Source organism: Flavobacterium suaedae, assembly GCF_014642915.1.
GTDB classification, from domain to species: Bacteria; Bacteroidota; Bacteroidia; order Flavobacteriales; family Flavobacteriaceae; genus Flavobacterium; species Flavobacterium suaedae.
In genome coordinates this window covers 147,879-167,507 of sequence record NZ_BMJE01000003.1, presented here as the reverse complement: position 1 = coordinate 167,507, position 19,629 = coordinate 147,879, and the positions used below count along the sequence as shown (strand labels likewise).

General features: G+C 35.1%; 21 protein-coding genes. 10 read left to right on the top strand and 11 right to left on the bottom strand.

Going from position 1 to position 19,629, the window contains the following annotated elements; all coding sequences use genetic code 11:
• Positions 1 to 33: 33 nt before the first annotated feature.
• Both IEW45_RS06565 and IEW45_RS06560 read right to left on the bottom strand, forming a co-directional pair.
• The gene (locus IEW45_RS06565; protein ID WP_188620439.1) at positions 34 to 984 is read right to left on the bottom strand and encodes a glycosyltransferase family 2 protein; all 951 of its coding nucleotides are present in this window, start codon (positions 982 to 984) and stop codon (positions 34 to 36) included.
• A gap of 6 nt (positions 985 to 990) precedes the next feature.
• Entirely contained in the window at positions 991 to 1,527 is a 537-nt protein-coding gene (locus tag IEW45_RS06560; protein ID WP_188620438.1) for a DUF4199 domain-containing protein, read from the bottom strand.
• Between the two features lie 245 nt (positions 1,528 to 1,772).
• Here IEW45_RS06560 and IEW45_RS06555 point away from each other — a divergent pair, with 245 nt between their 5' ends.
• The 3 genes from IEW45_RS06555 (at position 1,773) to IEW45_RS06545 (ending at position 3,981) form a co-directional block, all read left to right on the top strand.
• Positions 1,773 to 2,024: a type B 50S ribosomal protein L31 gene (locus IEW45_RS06555; RefSeq protein WP_188620437.1), complete on the top strand. Its 252-nt coding sequence runs from the start codon at positions 1,773 to 1,775 to the stop codon at positions 2,022 to 2,024.
• 143 nt (positions 2,025 to 2,167) lie between these two features.
• Positions 2,168 to 3,346: a GlmU family protein gene (locus IEW45_RS06550; protein ID WP_188620436.1), complete on the top strand. Its 1,179-nt coding sequence runs from the start codon at positions 2,168 to 2,170 to the stop codon at positions 3,344 to 3,346.
• A 17-nt stretch (positions 3,347 to 3,363) separates the two neighbouring features.
• On the top strand, positions 3,364 to 3,981 hold the full coding sequence (locus IEW45_RS06545) for a thermonuclease family protein (protein WP_188620435.1): 618 nt from the start codon (positions 3,364 to 3,366) through the stop codon (positions 3,979 to 3,981).
• Here IEW45_RS06545 and IEW45_RS06540 read toward each other — a convergent pair.
• From IEW45_RS06540 to IEW45_RS06525, 4 genes are all read right to left on the bottom strand, one after another.
• Positions 3,978 to 4,403 (bottom strand): PepSY-like domain-containing protein, encoded by a 426-nt coding sequence (locus tag IEW45_RS06540; protein ID WP_188620434.1) that lies wholly within the window; start codon positions 4,401 to 4,403, stop codon positions 3,978 to 3,980. The genes IEW45_RS06545 and IEW45_RS06540 overlap by 4 nt on opposite strands.
• An 84-nt stretch (positions 4,404 to 4,487) precedes the next feature.
• The gene (locus IEW45_RS06535; protein WP_373283170.1) at positions 4,488 to 6,092 is read right to left on the bottom strand and encodes an ABC transporter substrate-binding protein; all 1,605 of its coding nucleotides are present in this window, start codon (positions 6,090 to 6,092) and stop codon (positions 4,488 to 4,490) included.
• 1 nt (position 6,093) lies between these two features.
• Positions 6,094 to 6,390 (bottom strand): type II toxin-antitoxin system RelE/ParE family toxin, encoded by a 297-nt coding sequence (locus tag IEW45_RS06530; protein WP_188620433.1) that lies wholly within the window; start codon positions 6,388 to 6,390, stop codon positions 6,094 to 6,096.
• Positions 6,374 to 6,637, bottom strand: coding sequence for a hypothetical protein (locus IEW45_RS06525; RefSeq protein WP_188620432.1), 264 nt, complete (start codon positions 6,635 to 6,637; stop codon positions 6,374 to 6,376). The genes IEW45_RS06530 and IEW45_RS06525 overlap by 17 nt, the downstream gene beginning before the upstream one ends.
• Before the next feature lie 113 nt (positions 6,638 to 6,750).
• Here IEW45_RS06525 and mtaB point away from each other — a divergent pair, with 113 nt between their 5' ends.
• Positions 6,751 to 8,085, top strand: a complete 1,335-nt coding sequence (gene mtaB / locus IEW45_RS06520; RefSeq protein WP_188620431.1) for a tRNA (N(6)-L-threonylcarbamoyladenosine(37)-C(2))-methylthiotransferase MtaB — start codon at positions 6,751 to 6,753, stop codon at positions 8,083 to 8,085.
• Positions 8,086 to 8,273: 188 nt separating this feature from the next.
• Here the strand turns inward: mtaB and IEW45_RS06515 are convergent, their stop codons facing one another.
• Both IEW45_RS06515 and IEW45_RS06510 read right to left on the bottom strand, forming a co-directional pair.
• Entirely contained in the window at positions 8,274 to 8,558 is a 285-nt protein-coding gene (locus IEW45_RS06515; RefSeq protein ID WP_188620430.1) for a GNAT family N-acetyltransferase, read from the bottom strand.
• 7 nt (positions 8,559 to 8,565) lie between these two features.
• Positions 8,566 to 9,291 carry a pirin family protein gene (locus tag IEW45_RS06510; RefSeq protein ID WP_188620429.1) on the bottom strand — a complete coding sequence of 242 codons (726 nt, stop codon included), beginning with the start codon at positions 9,289 to 9,291 and terminating at the stop codon, positions 8,566 to 8,568.
• Positions 9,292 to 9,414: 123 nt separating this feature from the next.
• Here IEW45_RS06510 and IEW45_RS06505 point away from each other — a divergent pair, with 123 nt between their 5' ends.
• Positions 9,415 to 10,077: an alpha/beta hydrolase gene (locus IEW45_RS06505; protein WP_188620428.1), complete on the top strand. Its 663-nt coding sequence runs from the start codon at positions 9,415 to 9,417 to the stop codon at positions 10,075 to 10,077.
• Between the two features lie 78 nt (positions 10,078 to 10,155).
• Entirely contained in the window at positions 10,156 to 11,064 is a 909-nt protein-coding gene (locus IEW45_RS06500) for a lytic transglycosylase domain-containing protein (RefSeq protein ID WP_188620427.1), read from the top strand.
• Between the two features lie 73 nt (positions 11,065 to 11,137).
• Here the strand turns inward: IEW45_RS06500 and IEW45_RS06495 are convergent, their stop codons facing one another.
• Complete coding sequence (locus IEW45_RS06495; protein WP_188620426.1) at positions 11,138 to 11,677, bottom strand: DUF2892 domain-containing protein; 540 nt, start codon at positions 11,675 to 11,677, stop codon at positions 11,138 to 11,140.
• A gap of 169 nt (positions 11,678 to 11,846) precedes the next feature.
• On the opposite strand from IEW45_RS06495, the gene rpmH reads away from it, so the two are divergent.
• On the top strand, positions 11,847 to 12,008 hold the full coding sequence (gene rpmH / locus IEW45_RS06490; RefSeq protein WP_135219126.1) for a 50S ribosomal protein L34: 162 nt from the start codon (positions 11,847 to 11,849) through the stop codon (positions 12,006 to 12,008).
• Between the two features lie 153 nt (positions 12,009 to 12,161).
• Positions 12,162 to 15,014: a carbamoyl-phosphate synthase large subunit gene (gene carB, locus IEW45_RS06485; RefSeq protein ID WP_188620425.1), complete on the top strand. Its 2,853-nt coding sequence runs from the start codon at positions 12,162 to 12,164 to the stop codon at positions 15,012 to 15,014.
• 51 nt (positions 15,015 to 15,065) lie between these two features.
• Here carB and IEW45_RS06480 read toward each other — a convergent pair whose 3' ends face one another.
• The gene (locus IEW45_RS06480) at positions 15,066 to 15,629 is read right to left on the bottom strand and encodes a Riean_0653 family protein (RefSeq protein ID WP_188620424.1); all 564 of its coding nucleotides are present in this window, start codon (positions 15,627 to 15,629) and stop codon (positions 15,066 to 15,068) included.
• 218 nt (positions 15,630 to 15,847) lie between these two features.
• Between IEW45_RS06480 and IEW45_RS06475 the strand changes: the two genes are divergently transcribed.
• Positions 15,848 to 16,810: an ion channel gene (locus IEW45_RS06475; protein WP_188620423.1), complete on the top strand. Its 963-nt coding sequence runs from the start codon at positions 15,848 to 15,850 to the stop codon at positions 16,808 to 16,810.
• Between the two features lie 124 nt (positions 16,811 to 16,934).
• A complete protein-coding gene (locus tag IEW45_RS06470) occupies positions 16,935 to 17,510 on the top strand; it encodes a T9SS type A sorting domain-containing protein (RefSeq protein ID WP_188620422.1) in 576 nt (191 codons plus the stop codon).
• Positions 17,511 to 17,586: 76 nt separating this feature from the next.
• Here the strand turns inward: IEW45_RS06470 and IEW45_RS06465 are convergent, their stop codons facing one another.
• Positions 17,587 to 19,596 carry an FG-GAP-like repeat-containing protein gene (locus tag IEW45_RS06465; protein WP_188620421.1) on the bottom strand — a complete coding sequence of 670 codons (2,010 nt, stop codon included), beginning with the start codon at positions 19,594 to 19,596 and terminating at the stop codon, positions 17,587 to 17,589.
• Between the last annotated feature and the right edge of the window lie 33 nt (positions 19,597 to 19,629).

The window sequence follows — 19,629 nt, the reverse complement described above, 5'->3', positions numbered from 1 at the left end:
TTTTTGCAAATTGAAGATACAAATTATTTTTGACTACAATGTTTCACTTATTTTATATTGTTTTTCGTTGTTTTTGGTGCGCAGTATTATTTCTCCTAAAAATCCTGCAAGGAATAGCTGCGTACCTATTACCATTGTAGCCAGCGCTATATAAAACCAAGGGTTATCCGTTACCAGTATGGCGGGTTCATGGTTATATAATTTATATAGTTTAATAAAACCAATATATAAAGCAGCTAAAAAGCCAATGATAAACATAAGTACACCCAATGCACCGAATAAATGCATGGGGCGTTTGCCAAAGCGTGATATAAACCATATAGTAATCAGGTCCAGGAAACCGTTTATAAAACGTTCTATACCGAATTTTGTATTACCATATTTACGAGCCTGGTGGAGCACTACTTTTTCACCTATTTTATTAAAGCCTGCATTTTTAACCAATACAGGTATGTAACGATGCATTTCGCCTGATACTTCAATATTTTTAACCACACTTTTTTTGTATGCCTTAAGTCCGCAATTAAAATCATGAAGTTTTACGCCTGATGTTTTCCTTGCAGCCCAGTTAAATAATTTTGAAGGCAGGTTTTTGCTTATTACAGAATCATATCGTTTTTTCTTCCATCCGGAAATAAGTTGGTAACCTTTATTAACTATAAGGTCATGCATTTCAGGGATTTCTTCAGGGCTGTCCTGTAAGTCGGCATCCATAGTAATTATAACATCTCCCTGTGCTTTTGCAAACCCTGCATGCAACGCCTGAGACTTCCCATAATTACGGAAAAACCGAATGCCTTTGACATTCGGATTTGTTTTAGAAAGTGTTTGTATTTTCTCCCATGAACTATCAGTACTGCCATCATCTATAAAAATGATTTCGTAGGTGTAATTATTAGTATTCATAACACTAACAATCCACTCATGTAGTTCGGTAAGTGATTCTTCTTCGTTAAGAAGTGGTATAACTATGGATAAATTCATTTATATTTAAAATGCTCCCGGGTTGTCCTTTTTTACAATGGCTCCCACAATTAAAGATATAATTAAACCAACAAAGGTAAACATTATTATAGTGAAAGGAATTGTAATATAAGGTTGCATAAAAAACTCAATACCGGAAACAGCTTGTTTTAAAGTTTCAGAAGTCATACCCGGTTGTTGCGCTAAAGCTTCTTTTTGTTGTAATAATACTTTTTCTTTTGCTTCGGGTAATATTACATAGAATAAAGCATTCAATACTGAAAATATAAGAGCAGCAAGAGCTGTTACTGATACTCCACATTTTATAGACTGACCAAAAGAAATATATCCTCCGTTTATTTTTTTATAATGATTACAAGCAAGGGATATAAACGTTACGGGTAGTATTAAAAAGTTAAGCAAGTTCATAACTATTCCCGCAACAGGGTCTGCTTGTGCGTTTAAATCAAGAGAGTATCCTATTACTAACTCAAGAATCATTAAAACTCCGAATATAAGAGCGTATTGTAAAGATGCTTTTCCTGGTGATGTAGTTTTTTCCATGGTTGTTTGGTTTTATAAGTTACAAATATACTAATTACGACCTAATGAGTAGTGAAAATAGCAGGAGTGTTACAGTAGAAAAAAATAATTTTAGCTATTTGTTTTTTAAAAAATAGTTGTAATTTTGCAGTCTGAAAATAAAATATTTAAAAACAAAAAGTTGTAATGCGTTTACACCTTTCTGTATAACAAAAGAAAGCCGCGAAACAAATTGCAGCCATTAAAGGAATAAAATTTACTTAAAGATGAGAAAAGGTATTCACCCAGAGAATTACAGATTAGTAGCTTTTAAAGACATGTCTAACGACGATGTTTTCATTACTAAATCTACAGCAGATACAAAAGAAACAATTGAAGTAGACGGAGTTGAATATCCGGTAGTGAAAATGGAGATTTCCAGAACATCACACCCATTCTACACAGGTAAATCTAAACTTATTGATACAGCAGGACGTATCGACAAGTTCAAAAACAAATACGCAAAATTCAAAAAGTAATTTTTGTTTTTACAATATATCAAAAGCCTTCTCAATCGAGAAGGCTTTTTTTATTGATTTAAACCATAACAAATAAACAACAGTAGTAGTATTGTTTATTTATAACTTAATTCGCTATTTTTGGCTCACTAACAATTAATGCCATGAACTACATACTTTTTGACGGACCTGTGCGTAATGCACTTTTACCATTTACATTTACAAGACCTGTAGCTGATATTCGTATAGGTATACTTACCATACGTGAAAAATGGGAAAAACACTTAGGGTACACTACTACAACACTTACAGAGGAGTACCTTATGGATAAATACCCAATGGTAGAAATGGAAGAGAACATTATGATAAATGCCTCTTTCCTGCCAACTGAAGATATGGTAGAAATGATAGAAGGTTTAAATGAAAACCAGGCGTTATTTTCAGGAGATGATGTTGTGGCATTTTACACAAAAGACACTCAGGAGAATGTAGATTTTGATACATATGATATTATAGAATATTCGGCAGATTGTATAAGAGTAGAAAACCCTTGGGATATATTTCAGAAAAATGATGCCGCTATTCGTGAAGACTTTGAATTGTTAACTAACGGTCGCACTTCTGAACCAATACCGGGAAGTGTAAACGTAATAGGGCACGAAAATATATTTATAGAGGAAGGTGCTAAACTTCAATTTGTGACCTTAAATGCTTCTACAGGACCTATATATATAGGTAAGGATACCGAGATTATGGAAAACTCTGTTATTCGGGGACCTTTTGCACTTTGCGAAGGCGCTCAGGTAAAACTTGCCACTAAAGTATATGGTGCTACTACAGTAGGGCCTCATTCGCGTATAGGCGGAGAGGTTAATAATTCAGTATTATTTGGCTACTCTAATAAAGGCCACGATGGCTTTTTAGGAAATTCAGTATTAGGTGAATGGTGTAATCTTGGTGCCGATACGAATAACTCTAACCTTAAAAATAACTATGATGAGGTTAAACTCTGGAGTTATGAAACCGGAAGATTCGCGAAAACAGGAACGCAGTTTTGCGGCTTAATGATGGGGGACCATAGTAAGTGTGGCATCAATACCATGTTTAATACAGGTACAGTAGTAGGGGTAAGTGCTAATATTTTTGGTAGTGGTTTCCCGCGTAATTTTGTACCTAGTTTTTCCTGGGGAGGCGCATCTGGCTTTACAACCTATATAACTAAAAAGGCTTTTGAAACTGCCAGAATAGTAATGTCAAGACGTAGTGTTGAGTTTACAGAAGAAGATGCTGCTATACTGGAACACGTTTTTGAAGAAACTAAAAAGTGGCGTAAAGACGAATAAGGCAGTATACTTGTAGCATGACAAGAAAGCAAAGAAGAACAACTACCGGAAGCAAGGGTAAGAAGAAATATTCTATATGGGGCTTACTGATTGTATTATTAATATCAGTTTTAACTGTTGTTCAAAATTTTGAAGAAGGTAACCCCAGAGATAACCGAATAGAGCGTTCTTCTAAAAAGAAGAGCAAAAAAAATTACCGTGCATTAAAAACCTTTACCGGAAAGGTAATTAGTGTAAAAGACGGTGATACTTTTGAAGTTTTATACGACGGAGAGCCTGAACGAGTACGTTTAGCAGAAATAGACTGTCCTGAAAAATCGCAACCTTACGGTAATACAGCAAAACGCTATGCCTCTGATTTATGTTATGGCGAAATAGTAACTGTAAAATCAGGAGGTAAGCGAGACCGTTATGGCAGGGTAGTAGGTACGGTTATTACTCAGGATGGTGTTAATGTAAACGAACAGCTTATAAAAGCGGGTTTAGCATGGCATTATAAAGACTATTCCAATAATAAAATGCTTGGAGTTTTGGAAGAGCAAGCCCGAGAAGAACAAGTAGGGCTTTGGGCAGATAAAAAGCCTACTGCACCATGGCAATACCGAAAAAATAAAAGGAAAAAACGTAAAAATTAATCAGTGCGGGTGTATATCCCCTGAGCATCAAAAGTTAAATCGATATTATTGTTTAGGGTGATTATATAGTTTAAATCAGTTCTTTTTATTTTTACTATGTACTTTTCAGGGTAATTAATTTTTACATACTCTTTTATAGGCATTTGTATAAAGGAGTAAGGTATTTTTTTATTTTTCCCTGTAACTGTTTCCCAGTCACCTACCTCGTCAAATGTAATTTTAGTATCATCTTCCAAAGTTGCGGTATATATTACTTTGCCTCTGTAGACTTCCTTTATGGCAAAACTAAAATCATCAGTAAAGTTTTTAACTATAAACTTTTGTGCTTGTTGCGGTAGTTCTTTATAAGTTATAGGTACTTCCTGCGCATACAGGGTAACAGCAAATAAGAGTGAGAGTATAAGGAGTATATTCTTTTTCATAGCTAATAGTGTTTAAATTACTATTTAAAATTATGAAAGAATTTACTGTATAGCTATTAGTTTATGATTTTGTTAAGTGCTGTTTTACTGTTTTTTCACGTGTTTCAATACCAGTAAATTAAGAGGGTTTATTCCTAATCCTGACACATTTTTATGCGTAAACCGTGCTGCTTTATCGTAAAATAAAGGTATGACAGGAGCTTCTTCCATTACTATAGAGTCCATTTGCCTGTAAAGCTTATACCTTTCTTTATCATCAATAACTGTAAAGGCTTTTTCGTATAGTTTGTCAAAAGCCTCATTTTTAAAGTGCGTATAGTTAGGTCCTGCCGGAGAGAAATTTTTACTGTAAAAAAGTGACAAGTAATTTTCCGCATCAGGGTAATCGGCTATCCAGCTAGCTTTAAAAAAAGAAACTTTTCCGTTTGATATAGATTGCGATAGGGTAGATGGTGGGTTAACATCTACCGCTACTGCTATACCTATTTTTTGCCATTCTCTTTGCAGATACTCGGCAATATCAAGGTAAGAAGCACTTGTGCTTAGCTGTACCTTTGGATTATTGTCACCTGTTTCAGCTTTATAGGCAGCTACCAACTCTCGAGCTTTTGCTGGGTTATAATCGTAACCTTTTGTCCCGTATCCGCCAAGCCCTGTAGGTATCATACCATGAATAGCAGGGGTTCCCATACCGTTACGCAAGTACATAATCATTTTACTGCGGTTAAAACCATAGTTTAAAGCCTGCCTTATACGTTTATCTTTAACGGTATTGTTATCACCATCAAGACGGAAACCAATGTACTCCGTATTCAGGTAAGGGCCTGTAATCATAGTAACACTGTTCTCGTAATCGGGCTGTAATGTTCCTTTAGGCGTTAATATTTCATCTTTATAAGAAGGATCAAGTCCTGATACAAAGTCCTGCCTGCCTTGTACAAATTGTAAAAAGCCACTTTGTTTATCGGGTAAAAAGGTAATAGCTACTGCTTCAAGGTAAGGGAGTTGTATTCCGTTTTCGTCTTTCTCGTAGTATAATGGGTTTTTCCGTAGTACCAGTTTTATATTCTCTTCCCATATTTTAAATTGAAAAGGTCCTGTACCTATAGGGTTAGAACGGAAGGTATATCCCTCTGCTTCAAAAGCTTCATGCGGTACTACAGAAGCATATTTCATGGTGAGTAATCCTAAAAATGCAGGGAATGTTTTGTTGAGTTGTATGGTAAATGTAGTATCATTCTCAGCTTTAAAGCTTTCTACGTTTTGTAATATCCACCGTCCAGGTGAAGCTATGTTTTCATCAAGCAGGCGATTAAGACTGTATTCAAAATCGGCAGCATTTACAGTTCGTGTGCTGTCTGTTCCGAAAACAGCACTTTTATGGAAATAAACATCATGCCTAAGTGTAAAAGTATAGGTTTTACCGTCGGGCGATATTTCCCAGCTTTTTGCAATATCGGGTTGTATGTTTAAAGCGCTGTCTAATTGTACTAACCCGTTAAATAGTTGATTACAAACCCAAATGGATGGACGTATGCGCGAAAAAGCAGGATCTAATGAGTTTACAGCTGCATTTTCATTATACCTGAAAACAAGGTGGTCTTTGTTTTCTTTTTTTGTATTGCTACATGAAGAAAATACTGTAATTATTACAATATAGAGCAGGCTTATTGTAGTTCTTTTTATCAAGCTATTTAATTTTCTTTATTGGGTTTTGATATGTGTTGAAAACAGACAGTATTATTATTTCTTTATCCTTGCACTCAAATATAATCACATAAGGAAAGCGTTTTACTTTTGCCTGTTGAAAAGATTTATGTATAAATTTATAAATTTCAGTATTATTGTCTATAGAAATAATACTGTTTTCTAATGAGTCAAGAAAATAATTGCCTAAATCTTTTTGTGAGGATTCGTAGTATTCAAAAGCTATAAGTACATCATTATTAGCCCGTGATGTAAAAGTAACTTTATGCTTTCTTTTCATTAATGCTTTTTTTCAATTCTACAGCATTGTTTTTCACCTCCTCCCAAGTATAACTACACTCCTTTTTTGAATGGTATTTTTCAGCAGCTTCTTCTAAAATTAATTGCTGTTCTTTTGAAAGTTGAAAAGAGTTATTTTCATCTTCAATCATTATAGCTTTTAACTTATTCAGTAAGTCGCTATCGTCTATTTGTGTTATCCATTCGATAAGTTCCAGCTTATCTTTTTGTATTTGAGAGGATTCCATAGCTTAAATAATAACATATTAAGCACAAATATAATCATTGCTAATTTTATTTACCGCTTATTGTTTGTAAATTTGCAGGCTAATTTGGAATAGCTTTTTACAGGCTTATGGATATGGAAAACAGAAAAAAAGTTGCTTTTTACACACTGGGATGCAAACTGAATTTTTCAGAAACATCTACTATTGCCCGTAATTTTCAGGATGAAGGTTTCGACCGTGTTGAATTTGAAGATGTTGCGGATATTTATGTTGTTAACACATGTTCGGTTACCGAAAATGCTGATAAACAATTTAAACAGGTAGTAAAAAAGGCGCTTAAAAAGAACGAGAATGCTTTTGTGGCTGCTGTAGGGTGTTATGCCCAGTTAAAGCCGGAAGAACTTGCCGCTGTTGATGGTGTAGACCTTGTTTTAGGCGCTACCGAGAAATTTAAGATAACAGATTATATTAATGACCTTTCTAAAAATGATATGGGAGAGGTGCACTCCTGCGAAATATCAGAAGCTGATTTTTATGTGGGAAGTTATTCCATTGGCGACCGTACACGTGCTTTTTTAAAGGTGCAGGATGGATGCGATTATAAATGTACCTATTGTACCATTCCGCTAGCTAGGGGTATTTCCCGAAGCGATACTTTAGAAAATGTGCTTAAAAATGCTGCTGAAATATCTGCTCAAAACATAAAAGAAATAGTGCTTACAGGAGTAAATGTAGGTGACTATGGTAAAGGAGAGTTTGGTAATAAAAAGCATGAACATACTTTTTATGAACTGGTACAGGCACTGGATGAGGTTGAAGGTATAGAACGCCTGAGAATATCATCTATTGAGCCGAACCTACTTAAAAATGAAACGATAGATTTTGTAGCACAGAGTAAAACTTTTGTGCCGCACTTCCATATACCGTTACAATCGGGTAGCGATAAAATTTTAAAGTTAATGCGTCGCCGTTATCTTCGTGATGTTTATACTAATCGTGTTATGCAAATAAAAGAGGTTATGCCTCATGCCTGCATTGGGGTAGATGTTATTGTAGGTTTCCCCGGGGAAACTGATGAGGATTTCCTGGAAACATACAATTACCTTAATGAAATGGATATATCCTACCTTCATGTATTTACGTATAGCGAAAGAGCCAATACTCCTGCTGCCGAAATGGATGGAGTAGTGCCTGCAAAAGTGCGTAGTAAGCGCAGTAAAATGCTGCGTGGGCTATCGGTTAAAAAGCGCCGAGCTTTTTATGAGAGCCAAATAGGGAGTACACGAACCGTATTATTTGAAAGCGAAAACAAAGAAGGCTATATACACGGTTTTACTGAAAATTACGTAAAAGTAAAAACACCTTGGAATCCTGAACTGGTAAACACATTACACGAAATAAAACTTACTAAAATAGACGATGACGGTATAGTTCGTATGGAGTTTGTAAATACTCCTGAATATGTCTAGTTTATTTTAAAATTAGGGGTGTACATACTTGCCAAAGCGTTTTATTTCTGAAAAAAATAGCCAGAAAAACCCTCCTGAATTTTAGTAAATACGGTATTAAAATGTTGTTCTTAAAGTATTTTTTAAAGCTATAAGCTAAAAAATGTGATGGTTTAAAGAATAAAAGATTTTTTCAGAGTGCTTTAAAGTTAAATTCTTATACCCGGAGGTAACATTTCTTTATATACAGGGTTTTTCCTGAAAAAAGAAGCTACTTTAGGATGAACAGGCACTACACGTAATTTTTTTTCTTCTGCTATAGCTAAAATTTCTTTTAAAAAATCATTTACAACATCATCGTTATCAAAGTCATCTGGTGTATTTACTCTGGTAAGGAATATTTTTCTATCCTGTACGGAGTACTCTACTGAAAGCATTTGATCATCTACAGTAGTTTCAAACTGTCTTTGAAATTCATTGTCTTTAATTTCCATGTTTTTTTTATTGGTTAAATTTCATAGGGACTTCTATTGTCAAGATTTTCGATGGTGCTTTCACTTCAACAGCTACAGTATCAAATTCAACTATACCAAAAGCATCACGCTCATTTATCTCTTCGCCGTTTATCTCCAGTTTACCTTCTATTAAAAACAGGTAAACACCATTTTCAGGTATTTGCAATTTATATTGTGTTTTTACACCTTCGTCAAAAACACCTAAATTCAAATATGCCTGTTGGTATATCCACAATGCCTCATCTTCTTGTTTATTATATGGAGATACAACTGTAACAAACTTATTTTTATTGCTTTTAAGGTCAAAAGCTTTTTGGTCATATCTTGGTTTTACATCCTGCATTTCAGGAAAAATCCATATTTGCAGGGTTTTAGCCCTTTCAGTATGGCTCGCATTCATTTCGGAGTGTTGTATACCGGTTCCCGCGCTCATAACCTGTACTTCGCCAAAGCGTACCGTTTCTTGGTTGCCCATGCTGTCGCGGTGTGTTAAACCACCTTCCATTGGTATGGTAATAATTTCCATATTGTCATGTGGGTGGGTACCAAATCCCATACCTGCTGCAATAGTATCATCATTCAGTACACGAAGCATACCAAACTGAACAACATCAGGGTTATAATAATTTCCGAAAGAAAAGGAAAAGTTGGCTTGTAGCCAACCATGGTCGGCAGTGCCTCTCTCACTTTTTGGGAATAAACGTGATTTCATAATTTAGTTAATAAATTAAATTAAAGGCTGTGTATTAAGAACGATAAATATTCTAATTTTATACAAATTTCGTAATAAAAATCCATAAATCCGTTCAATTGAACGTTAAAACGTACTATTTACATGGAAAAGATTCCTGTATACTTTATGCCCGGGCTTGCTGCAAGTCCTGTTATTTTTGAAAATATTAAGCTCCCTGAAGATAAATTTGAGATGTTTTTTTTAGAATGGAAACTACCTGAAGAAAATGAAACATTACAACATTATGCATCCAGAATTGTAAAAGATATAAAGCATGAAAATCCTGTTTTGGTAGGAGTTTCGTTTGGAGGTGTATTAGTACAGGAAATGACAGAATTAATAGCGGTGAGGAAAACAATAATTATATCGAGTGTTAAGTGTAATGCAGAATTTCCACGCAGAATGAAGTTTGCCAAACTGGTACAGGCTTACAGGGTTTTCCCTACAGCCTTAATGGAAAAGGTAGACTGGCTGGCAAAGTTTGCTAATGGTAATAACGTTATAGCAAAACGTTTAAAGCTGTATGAAAAATATCTTTCTGTTAGGGATAAGAAATATTTAGACTGGGCGTTTAAAACTATAATTTTATGGGAACGAACAGAAGCTAACCCTAAAGTGGTACATATACATGGTGATAACGATGGTGTTTTCCCTCCACAGTATTTAAAAGATTATATTACAGTGAAAGGTGGTACACATATTATGATAATTAATAAGGCAAAATGGTTAAATGAAAATCTGCCGAAAATTATATTAGGAGACTAACTTTTGGTGTCATTTTTGTAATTTTACTAGTGTAGAGTATTAAAATCAAATCAATAAAAATTTAAAAAGTATTAAGGTATGGAATGGGTGAAAAAAGCGTGTGTTATAGGAGGTGTGGTTTTAATAAGTGGTGTATTTATACATGCGGTTTCCGGAGATGGAGTTACAACAGATAAAACAACAGCGGAAACTGTTGAGCCGAATTATTATTATTTCCCTAAAGAAATAGATTTTGCAGGAGAAAAGACTCCGCTGGATATTGCAGATGTTAGCGAAAGGCTGGATAAAGAGTTAATGATTAATGCTAATTTACATGCAAGTACACAGCTTATTATAAAACGTGCCAATCGTGCATTTGAGGTAATTGAGCCTATTTTGAAAAAAAACGGAGTTCCTGATGATTTTAAATACCTGGCAGTTATAGAAAGCAGACTGGAAAACGTGGTATCTCCTGCCGGGGCAAGAGGTGTATGGCAATTTATGCCCGCTACCGGAAAACAATACGGCTTAGAGGTAAGTGATGAGGTGGATGAGCGCTATCATTTAGCAAAATCAACAGAAGCTGCTTGTAAATACCTTGTAGATGCTAAAGAGAAATTTGGTTCGTGGACGCTTGCAGCAGCATCGTACAACGGAGGTGTAGCAGGCGTAAACAGGCAAATTACATTTCAGGGGGTAGATAATTATTATGATTTGTTATTAACAGAAGAAACATCAAGATATGTTTTCAGGATACTGGCGTTAAAGCAAATAATGCAAAATCCGTTTAAATATGGGTTTAATTTACTGCCAGCCGATTCATATCCTGTATTACCAGTTAAAAAAGTAGTAGTAAATACATCGATACCTGATTTAGCCGTATTTGCAAAACAGCAAGGTATTAATTACAAAATTTTAAAAATACATAACCCTTGGTTACGAGACAGAGCGTTAAATAACACCAAAGGAAAGGAGTATGTTTTTGAAATTCCTATTAAGGGGTATTAATAAAAACAGACCAGCAATAAAAAAAGCCACCTAAAGAGGTGGCTTTTTTTATTGCTGTTATATTGTAAAGTTCTTAGTATCTTCTCATTTGCTGTACAGGACCTCTCTTCATTTGTTGTTTCATCATAGTAATCTGGTCTTTCAACATATTATGCTTATCCAGTTTTTTAGCATCGGCAAGAAGTTTCTCTGCTTCTATCTTTCTGTTTTTCGTCATAGCAATACCGGCAAGGTTTAGCTTAGCCATCGCTAAATCCTGATCCATATTTAAACCAAGCTCTACAGCCTTCTTTAAATACTTTTCAGCTTTAGTAAGGTTAGTTTGAGAAAGCATTAAACCATGCAGGTAATTATAGTACCCTTGTTGCTTTCTTACCAGTGCAGCTTCAGGGTCTTTAATTTTATTTAAAAGTTTTGTTGCTCCTTCAAAATCCTGTTTTCTCAGTTTTAAAAAAGCAAGTAGTATAATTTCGTTTTTAAAGTAAAGGAATACGAATATTAAAGAAAGTAATATTAAAAATATACCGTTACCAATATTCTTTTCTGTAAATTGCCATACAGCAGTTATTATTATAAGTGCTGCAATTATTAATTTGAAATTCTTGTTGAACATAATACCTGAGTAATTTTGAGGTGCAAAGGTAAGAAAATGAATTAAAAATATTTTTTATAAAGGTATTGTAAGAAAAAAAAAGGTTTGTATATTTGCACTCGGTTTCGGAAACAGGTTTTCCTAATGCCCTGACAACATATTACAATTAAGATTTTAAAGATACACAGTAATGAGTAAGAGAACGTTTCAACCATCGAGAAGAAAAAGAAGAAATAAGCACGGTTTTATGGAAAGAATGGCCTCTGCCAACGGTAGAAAAGTGCTTGCTCGCAGAAGGGCAAAAGGAAGACACAAACTAACGGTTTCCAGTGAACCAAGACATAAGAAATAATGTTTGTTTTGAAAATATAAAAAGGTGTTACTTTACGGGTAACGCCTTTTTTTATACCTAGTCAGTAATGGCGTATACTTTTTTTAATTGAAAAGTTCTTTAAATAAACATTAAATTTGCATAACACAGTACTAAACACACAACTACAACATAATGCCTAGAGACAATTCTATCAAATCTATTTTAATTATCGGTTCCGGTCCAATAGTAATAGGGCAGGCCTGTGAGTTTGATTATGCCGGTTCGCAAGCGGCACGTTCAATAAGAGAAGAAGGTATAGAGGTTATATTAATAAACTCTAACCCGGCAACAATTATGACAGATCCTTCTATGGCGGATCATGTTTACTTAAAGCCGTTAACTACAAAGTCTATTATTGAAATATTAAAAGCACACCCAAATATTGATGCTGTATTACCTACCATGGGTGGGCAAACAGCCTTAAACCTTTGCCTTGAAGCAGAAGATAAAGGAATATGGGAAGATTTTAATGTACGACTAATAGGTGTAGATATTAATGCTATTAATATAACCGAAAACAGAGAGCAGTTTAAGCAATTACTTAAAAAGATTGATATACCTGTAGCTCCTGCAAAAACGGCAAACTCTTTCCTGCAAGGTAAAGAAATAGCGCAAGAGTTCGGTTTTCCTTTAGTAATACGTCCATCGTTTACACTAGGTGGTTCAGGAGCTTCTTTTGTACACAGCAAAGAAGATTTTGATGAACTGCTTACAAGAGGTTTAGAGGCATCACCAATACATGAGGTACTTATAGATAAAGCCCTTTTAGGCTGGAAAGAATATGAACTTGAGTTATTACGTGATAAAAATGATAACGTAGTAATTATATGTTCAATAGAAAATATGGACCCTATGGGAATCCATACGGGAGACAGTATTACTGTAGCGCCTGCCATGACACTATCTGATACTACCTATCAGAGAATGCGTGATATGGCAATAAAAATGATGCGAAGCATCGGTAACTTTGCAGGAGGCTGTAACGTGCAGTTTGCCGTTAGCCCTGATGAAAAAGAAGATATAGTAGCCATTGAAATTAACCCAAGAGTATCACGTTCATCGGCACTGGCTTCAAAAGCAACAGGTTACCCAATTGCAAAAGTAGCATCTAAACTGGCTTTAGGCTATCATTTAGATGAACTTGAAAACCAGATAACAAAATCTACATCAGCATTATTTGAGCCTACACTTGACTACGTAATTGTAAAAATACCACGTTGGAACTTTGATAAGTTTGAAGGAGCTGAAAGAACACTGGGGCTTCAAATGAAATCGGTAGGAGAGGTAATGGGTATAGGTCGCTCATTCCAGGAAGCACTACACAAGGCAACACAATCACTTGAAATTAAGCGTAACGGTCTTGGTGCTGACGGAAAAGGATATACAAATTACGAGCAGATTATAGAAAAACTGGCTAACCCAAGTTGGGACAGAGTTTTTGTAATATATGATGCGATACAAATGGGTATACCATTAAGCCGTATACACGAAATTACTAAAATAGACATGTGGTTCTTAAAGCAATATGAAGAACTGGATGCACTTGAAAAAGAAATTTCTAACTACACCGTTGATACTTTACCTAAAGAGTTATTACTGGAAGCGAAACAAAAAGGTTTTGCTGACAGACAGATAGCACACATGATGAAGTGCTTGGAAAGTGAAGTATACAACAAACGTGAAGAAATGGGCGTGAAGCGTGTGTATAAACTGGTAGATACTTGTGCTGCTGAATTTACCGCTAAAACCCCATATTACTACTCAACCTTTGAAGCTGAAATAGAAAAAGCTGACGGTACTAAATATGTAGCTAACGAAAGTATAGTAACAGATAAGAAAAAGGTAGTAGTGCTTGGTTCAGGACCTAACCGAATAGGGCAGGGTATTGAGTTTGACTACTCTTGTGTTCACGGTGTGCTTGCAGCATCAGAATGTGGGTACGAAACTATAATGATTAACTGTAACCCTGAAACGGTTTCAACAGATTTTGATACAGCAGATAAACTGTACTTTGAGCCCGTATTCTGGGAACATATATATGATATAATCCGCCACGAAAAGCCGGAAGGTGTAATTGTTCAGCTTGGAGGGCAAACAGCACTTAAACTGGCTGAAAAACTTGACCGCTACGGTATAAAAATATTCGGAACAAGTTACGAAGCACTGGATTTAGCTGAAGACAGAGGTAGGTTCTCAGAACTACTTTCTACACTTGATATACCTTACCCTAAATTTGGCGTAGCAGAAAGCGCGGAAGAAGCTGTAAAACTTTCTGATGAGTTGGACTTTCCACTATTGGTAAGACCATCATACGTATTAGGAGGTCAGGGAATGAAAATTGTTATCAATAAAGAGGAACTTGAAGAACACGTTATCGATTTATTGAAAAACATACCGGGTAACAAATTACTATTAGACCACTACCTGGACGGAGCTATTGAAGCAGAGGCTGATGCAATATGTGACGGAGAGGATGTCTACATCATCGGTATAATGGAGCATATAGAGCCTTGTGGGGTACACTCGGGAGATAGTAATGCAACGTTACCACCGTTTAACCTTGGTGAGTTTGTAATGCAGCAGATAAAAGACCATACTAAGAAAATAGCATTAGCATTAAAAACAGTAGGTCTTATCAATATACAGTTTGCTGTAAAAGATGATACCGTATACATTATAGAGGCAAACCCAAGAGCATCGCGTACAGTACCGTTTATTGCAAAAGCATATGGAGAGCCTTATGTAAACTATGCAACTAAAGTAATGCTGGGTGAGAAAAAAGTAAAAGACTTTACTTTTAACCCTCAATTGAAAGGATATGCTATAAAGCAACCGGTGTTCTCGTTTAATAAGTTCCCGAAAGTAAATAAGAAACTGGGACCTGAAATGAAAAGTACAGGAGAAAGCATCTTGTTTATAGAAGACTTAAAAGATGACCAGTTCTACGAATTGTATTCACGAAGAAAAATGTACTTAAGCAGATAAATAAAAAAGCCCTCTTAATTAAGAGGGCTTTTTTATTATTTGATAATTTGCTTATTCTACATCGTACTCATAGCTGAAGGTTCCTTCAGTAAGATGATAGTTTACAGTAGGATTTTCTTCTCCTTGTGGGTAGTCAGCAGTATCAAACTCAAATGTGCCTTTTACAGTTTTTGCAGAAGTATCTACTTCTGTTATGGTTATTTGTCCGGACACAGTAGTTTCATTAATAGAGTTAGTATTGTCAATTAAGTCAATATGGGTGGCAGTTTCATATGTTGCTTGGTTTACGTAATATGTGCCTGGCTGTAAATCGTCTCTACTAATAAAAATATCTATTTCTTTAGCAAATGGAGAGTCTACCCATGAACCTTGAAGAAATATATAATCTTCATCAGGATAAGCTGTATAAATACTTGAAGAGGCATGGTTCCCTCCAAAAATACTTTGCATGTTGTGTAAAACCCCATTTATTTTTACAGTCATGGCATATCCAGCAGGGTTTTCATTCTCATTTTGTTCTTGATTTTCATTTTCTAATGTAGATGAATCATCATCAGAACAACTAGTGAAAGACAGAGTGATTACACTTAGTGCAATCATTACGATTTTTTTCATAATTTATTAATTGAATGGATTTAAAATATATATTAGTTTGAGTAAACAATGTTAACTAAAATTTAATTTTTTTACAAGTATTATAGTTTATTTAAATATATAATTTTATTCTTTTACTATTATTAATTGTGCAGAACACTATTTAATTTAACTGTTTTAATACTTGCTGTCACACCATGTTATCTTTTACTATTTTTGTAAATAGTCTATTTTAGAAAATGAATGTTTTTAAAAATATAAACCCTAATGCTAAAACCAGCAGTAGTACTGGTTTTGGTACTAATCCGGGAAACTATGGCGGGCGTTTTATTAATAAAGACGGTACTGCCAATATAGAAAAAAGGGGGATGAACTTTATTACCCGAACCAGTTGGTTTCATACCATGCAAGGTATGCCTACCTGGAAGTTTATAGGTATACTTTTTCTTTTTTATGCAAGTATAAACTTTGTTTTTGCAACTTTATATTATGCTATTGGTATTGAGTACTTAGATGGTATAGAAGCAGCTTCACGTTCTGAATGGGTTAAGTTTGGTAAGGCATACTTTTTTAGTGCGCAGACTTTTACTACTGTAGGGTATGGGCATATTAGCCCAAATGGTTTTCTTACCAGTGCACTTGCTGCAACAGAAGCATTAACCGGTTTACTTAGTTTTGCCATTGCTACAGGTTTATTTTACGGTCGGTTCAGCAGACCGAGGGCATTTCTTAAATTCTCTCATAATGCGGTTGTAGCACCTTATAAAGATGGTAAAGGGTTTATGGTGCGAATGGCTCCGTTTAAAAATACTAATTTAATTGATGCTGAAGCCAGAATGACATTAGGTATGAGTGTTGTGGAAGGAGGGAAAATGGTAAATAAATTTTACAGACTGGACTTAGAGCTCCATAAAATAAATGCATTAACCCTGAGTTGGACATTAGTGCACCCAATTACAGAGGATAGTCCTTTTTATGGATTTACAGAAGAAGATTTTAAAAATACAGAAGGAGAGATAATAGTATATTTAAAAGCTTTTGATGATGTATTTAGCAGTACAGTTTCAACAGGTACGTCCTATACCTTTAATGAAATTATTTACGGGGCAAAGTTTGATATTATGTATGAAGAGAATGATGATAATACTAAAACAATACTTCACCTTGACAAAATAGATTCTTATACTAAAGCGTCTGTTTAACAAATACTAAGCTATATACTATAAATACTCGGTAGTAATCCCGCTATACTAAGTTGTATCCTGTAACAGCTTAAAAAGTAATTACCTTTCAGCATTCATTGTTTAATTAAAAAAATAAAAAGCTATGAGAAAAAAATTACTTTTGGGGTTATTATTTGCTACAATGGGAGTAAGTGCCCAAACAACTCACATGGTGCCTTGGTTTATGGGGGTATCATCAAGCGAAACTACAATTACTATTGATGCAGGTGATACTGTTACCTGGACGTGGGATGATTCTGCACCGCATACTGTTACCAGCCAGGCAGGAGGAGCAGAGTCTTTTAATAGTGGTACTATAACAGGAAGTAATGAGGAGTATTCTCATACTTTTACTGAAGTAGGCAGTACAAGTTATGCTTGTAATTTTCACCCTTCTATGCAAGGTACAATTGCGGTACAAAGTGTTGCTTCAACAGAAGAGAATGAAATTGTACAACTTCAGTATTTCCCTAACCCCGTAACAGATGTACTAACAATTACGGCAGGAGAGGTAATTGACAGAGTAGTGGTATATGATATGGCGGGAAGAGTAGTTGTTGATGCAACATCATCTACTGCTACGGTAAAAGTTTATATGAACGATTTTCAATCAGGTTCATATATAGTAAAAGCTTTTAGTCAGTCCGCAACAAAAAGTATGACAGTTGTAAAGCTATAAATTTAGTGTGTGTATTTTAAACAAAAAAGCCTGACTTATTAAGTCAGGCTTTTTATTTTGGTTGTATTCTACAAAGTTATTCTTTTATAAACTTAGTAGAATAATGTTTACCGCTGTCATCTTTTACTATTAGTATATAGGTGCCATTAGCTAAAGCATTTACAGGTATTGAAGTTCCTGAAACTTTACCGCTGCTTACCAGTTTGCCACTAATATTGTAAATGAAAGCATCAGTAATTACAGTATTTTCTTTTCCTGTAAATTGTATAATGTCTTTAACAGGATTAGGGTAAACTGTAAATGTACTATTGTTAAAGCTTGTTTTGCTTAGCGTTTCTCCTTCTACAACCATTAATGGCTCATTAATATTAGGGTTTTCAATAACATCAATTATACCTGAAGGCCATTTTATAATTATCTGGTCTATTTCTTCAACCTGACCAAGCCCGAAGTGTGTATTAAGTGAACTCATAAAACGGAAGCCATCACCACTACGTACATCGCGTATTTGTTTAGTCCAGCCATTACCGGTAGCATATAGTTCTACACGAGCACCTATACCATTACGGTTACTTTCAGTTCCTTCTAAATATATTTTAATCCAGTTGTTATCGTTACCTTCGTTTATTTTAATATTCGAGCCATTTAAAATATCAAGGAAACCATCATTGTTTAAATCACCTATAGGTCCTGATGATATACTCGGTATAGCTGTAGGTGTAAATGTCATATCACCATTATTAAACAGTATATAGCTCCCTCCACCCATTACATCAAGCCATCCGTCATTGTCAAAATCATGGGTTACGTGTTCTCTGCTTAATTCTGTAAATTCACTAATTCCCGAACCTGCAGTAACATCAGTAAAAGTACCATCATTATTATTAGCCATAAGTTTATGACTACCTTCAGAGGTAGAATTTGCACCTACAAAAGCATCCATATCGCCATCATTATCAAAGTCTCCCATTGCTGTAGACCATGTTTGTATAATATCAGCCATATTAGCTTCTTCACTTACATCAGTAAATACTCCGTTTCCATCATTTCGGTGTAGTTCATTTATTCCTGCGCTGCTTCCGCCACCACGGCATTTTGCAATAAATAAATCAGGGTCGCCATCATTATCATAATCTACCCAAATAGAACCATAGTTCCCACCATTAGGATGGTCTCCCAACCCTCCTTGAATATATGAAAACCCACCTTCGCCATCATTTTGTAAGTATATATTAGGTTGGGTATCGTGGCATACAAAAGCATCCAGATTTCCATCATTATCTATATCAACAAAATTAGTACGTTGCGAGAAAACAAAACTGGAAGTACTCATAGCTGTATAAGCAGTACCGTCATCATTAGCAATCATTAAAGTAGCACCATTACCGTTACCATACAGTAAATCATTATAGCCATTACCGTCATAATCTCCTGCTGCAAGACTCCACCCCGGCATATAAGGGGTAGTATCGGCAGTAGCAATTGCTTCAGTAAATGTGCCATCAGCATTTTGGTAAAGTATTTTTATTGATCCATTACTTGGAACAGCAATATCATCTAAATAGTCACCATTCATATCAGCAACACACATTATATAACTTCCCGAAATATCTACATGATTACTGGCGAAAAAAAGAGGTATATCAGTAGCTTCTGTTACTTCAAATACAAAATCATCAGAATCCCATCTGTTATCAAAAACTATAATATAATTTTCATCAGGTTGAGCTATAAATGATACTGTTGATGAAAGACCATCACCGCTGTCATCATCTCCTGCTACACAAGTATAAGACTCACAACTACCACTGTAAACATGTACTCGTGTATCACGAAGTGGGTAGCCACTCACATCTGTATTTATAGTTACATATGTTTCTTCAGTATTGCTATAAGTGTACCATATACCCATTGTTTGCGAAGTTTCTCCTCCTGTACAAATAAGAGAAGGAGCGGTGCTTTCTGCACTGAATGATGCAGTGTTAATACCTGTAGTTTCAACAGGCAATGCATGAGAGCAGTCTGTTTGTGCATGTAAGTTGCCTAAGCCTAATGCGGCAAGGACTAAAAAAATAATTCTTTTCATAGTTAGTGGTTTAGATAATTGTTATGTATAATG

Coding starts and splice junctions, on each gene's coding strand:
- IEW45_RS06495 (WP_188620426.1), bottom strand. CDS start 11,677: ATGTTCAACAAGAATTTCAAATTAATAATTGCAGCACTTATAATAATA.
- IEW45_RS06500 (WP_188620427.1), top strand. CDS start 10,156: ATGGAATGGGTGAAAAAAGCGTGTGTTATAGGAGGTGTGGTTTTAATA.
- IEW45_RS06470 (WP_188620422.1), top strand. CDS start 16,935: ATGAGAAAAAAATTACTTTTGGGGTTATTATTTGCTACAATGGGAGTA.
- IEW45_RS06525 (WP_188620432.1), bottom strand. CDS start 6,637: ATGGAATCCTCTCAAATACAAAAAGATAAGCTGGAACTTATCGAATGG.
- IEW45_RS06515 (WP_188620430.1), bottom strand. CDS start 8,558: ATGGAAATTAAAGACAATGAATTTCAAAGACAGTTTGAAACTACTGTA.
- IEW45_RS06555 (WP_188620437.1), top strand. CDS start 1,773: ATGAGAAAAGGTATTCACCCAGAGAATTACAGATTAGTAGCTTTTAAA.
- IEW45_RS06545 (WP_188620435.1), top strand. CDS start 3,364: ATGACAAGAAAGCAAAGAAGAACAACTACCGGAAGCAAGGGTAAGAAG.
- IEW45_RS06505 (WP_188620428.1), top strand. CDS start 9,415: ATGGAAAAGATTCCTGTATACTTTATGCCCGGGCTTGCTGCAAGTCCT.
- IEW45_RS06465 (WP_188620421.1), bottom strand. CDS start 19,596: ATGAAAAGAATTATTTTTTTAGTCCTTGCCGCATTAGGCTTAGGCAAC.
- IEW45_RS06560 (WP_188620438.1), bottom strand. CDS start 1,527: ATGGAAAAAACTACATCACCAGGAAAAGCATCTTTACAATACGCTCTT.
- IEW45_RS06565 (WP_188620439.1), bottom strand. CDS start 984: ATGAATTTATCCATAGTTATACCACTTCTTAACGAAGAAGAATCACTT.
- IEW45_RS06550 (WP_188620436.1), top strand. CDS start 2,168: ATGAACTACATACTTTTTGACGGACCTGTGCGTAATGCACTTTTACCA.
- IEW45_RS06530 (WP_188620433.1), bottom strand. CDS start 6,390: ATGAAAAGAAAGCATAAAGTTACTTTTACATCACGGGCTAATAATGAT.
- IEW45_RS06510 (WP_188620429.1), bottom strand. CDS start 9,291: ATGAAATCACGTTTATTCCCAAAAAGTGAGAGAGGCACTGCCGACCAT.
- IEW45_RS06480 (WP_188620424.1), bottom strand. CDS start 15,629: ATGAAAAAAATCGTAATGATTGCACTAAGTGTAATCACTCTGTCTTTC.
- IEW45_RS06540 (WP_188620434.1), bottom strand. CDS start 4,403: ATGAAAAAGAATATACTCCTTATACTCTCACTCTTATTTGCTGTTACC.
- rpmH (WP_135219126.1), top strand. CDS start 11,847: ATGAGTAAGAGAACGTTTCAACCATCGAGAAGAAAAAGAAGAAATAAG.
- carB (WP_188620425.1), top strand. CDS start 12,162: ATGCCTAGAGACAATTCTATCAAATCTATTTTAATTATCGGTTCCGGT.
- mtaB (WP_188620431.1), top strand. CDS start 6,751: ATGGAAAACAGAAAAAAAGTTGCTTTTTACACACTGGGATGCAAACTG.
- IEW45_RS06475 (WP_188620423.1), top strand. CDS start 15,848: ATGAATGTTTTTAAAAATATAAACCCTAATGCTAAAACCAGCAGTAGT.